The sequence below is a fragment of the Bradyrhizobium sp. AC87j1 genome, from assembly GCF_002936975.1.
GTDB classification, from domain to species: Bacteria; Pseudomonadota; Alphaproteobacteria; order Rhizobiales; family Xanthobacteraceae; genus Bradyrhizobium; species Bradyrhizobium shewense.
Genome location: NZ_PTFE01000220.1, coordinates 1 through 1,993, shown reverse-complemented (window position 1 = coordinate 1,993; position 1,993 = coordinate 1). Strand labels below are relative to the sequence as shown.

Here is a 1,993-nt window from a genome sequence, read left to right as displayed (position 1 = left end):
GTGATCGGCTTCTTCTCCTGCGAAATGTCGGCCGACCAGCTCGCTACCCGTATCGTGGCCGAGCGCACCGGCGTTCCCTCCTCCCACATCCGCCGCGGCGGCATCTCGGAAGCCGATTTCGAAAAGATCCGGGAGGTCTCGATCGAGCTGCAGTCGCTGCCCTTCTACGTGGACGCCACCGGCGGCCTGTCGATCGCGCAGCTGATGGCGCGCGCGCGCCGGCTGAAGCGGCAGAAGGGCCTCGACCTGCTCGTGATCGACTACATTCAGCTGCTCTCGGGCTCGGGCAAGCGGAGCGATAATCGCGTGCAGGAAATCACGGAGATCACGACCAGCCTGAAGGCGCTCGCCAAGGAACTCAACGTTCCCGTGATCGCGCTGTCGCAGCTCTCGCGTCAGGTCGAATCGCGTGACGACAAGCGGCCGCAGCTCTCCGATCTTCGTGAATCCGGCTCGATCGAGCAGGACGCCGACGTCGTGCTGTTCGTGTATCGCGAGGAATATTACCTCGCCATGAAGGAGCCGCGCCCGGGCACGCCTGAACACGAGAAGTGGCAGCTTGACATGAGTCTTGCGCACGGAAAGGCCGAGGTCATCATCGGCAAGCAGCGTCACGGCCCGACAGGCACCGTCGACCTGGCCTTCGAAGCCTCGGTCACGCGGTTTGGCGACCTCGCCCCTGACAGTCAGCTTCCGGTTCGCAGCGGCAACGACTACTGAGTTCCTTGAACAGGACCGGCCTCTTGCGTAAAACGACGCCATGACAATGGCGTCCGACCCGAAAACCATCTCACAATCCGGCCTTCTCTCCGCGGAGGCCAACCAGGCTGCCGCGCTCGCTGCCTATGGCGGCGTGCTGACCGTCGATCTCGACGCCATCATTGCCAATTGGCGCAAGCTCGAGAAGACGGCAGTGCCGGCCGAATGCTCGGCGGTGATCAAGGCCGACGCCTATGGCTGCGGCGCCGCCGAGGTCGCGCGTGCGCTGAGCAAGGCCGGCTGCAAGACCTTTTTCGTCGCCACCATCGAGGAAGCGCGCAAGGTGCGCGCGGCCGTCCCGGAGCCCACGATCTACGTGCTCGGCGGCTATTTCCAGAATACCGGCGAGCACTACGCCAAGATCAATTGCCGTCCTGTCATCGGCGACCTCAACGAGCTCGCCGAATGGGACGTGTTCTGCCGCCGCACCGGCTGGACCGGGGGTACGGCGGTTCACATCGACACCGGCATGAACCGGCTCGGCCTGACGTTATCCGAAGCGCAGGCCATCATCCCCCGCATCAATGCCGGCGATCACGGCATCACGCTGGTGATGAGCCATCTGGTCTCGGCCGAGCAGCTCAACAGCCCGGTGAACGCCAAGCAGCTGGCGGCCTTCCGCGGCATCGCCAGCGAATTCTCCGGCGTGCCGGCGGCGCTCGCCAATTCCTCCGGCATCTTCCTCGGCGCACCCTTCCAGTTCGATATGGTGCGGCCGGGCGCTGCGCTCTACGGCGTCAACCCGACGCCGGAGGCCGACAATCCGATGCAGCCGGTGGTCGACCTCAAGGCGCGCATCGTGCAGATCCGCACCATCGAACGCGGCGAGAGCGTCGGCTATGGTGGCACCTGGACCGCGCGGCGGCCGACCAAGCTCGCGATCATCGCAGTCGGTTATGCCGACGGCTATTTCCGCGCCGCCAGCTCCAATGACGGCACCCGCGGCGCCGAAGTCATCGTCGCCGGCAAGCGCTGCCCGGTCGCTGGCCGCGTCTCCATGGATCTCATCGCGATCGACATCACCGATCTGCCGCCGAACGCGGCGCGGCGCGGCCATATGGTGACGCTGCTCGGCGAGGGCATCACCGTCGACGAGCTCGCGCATCATTTCGGCACCATCGGCTATGAGGTGCTGACCAGCCTCGGCCACCGCTACGCCCGCCTCTACAAGGGCGGCAATGTGGAGGAGCCGCTGGTGAAGCCGGCGGCCGCGCAGACCGCCGAGCAGCCGCCC

General features: G+C 65.9%; 1 protein-coding gene and 1 pseudogene. Both read left to right on the top strand.

The features are described 5' to 3' along the window. Positions 1–720, top strand: a 720-nt coding sequence (locus CV770_RS40895) for a DnaB-like helicase C-terminal domain-containing protein (protein WP_148667141.1), incomplete at its 5' end; no start/stop codon positions are given. A 40-nt stretch (positions 721–760) separates the two neighbouring features. Next, positions 761–1,867 (top strand): annotated as a pseudogene (alr, locus tag CV770_RS40890) (alanine racemase); the annotation flags it as partial. Positions 1,868–1,993: the final 126 nt, after the last annotated feature.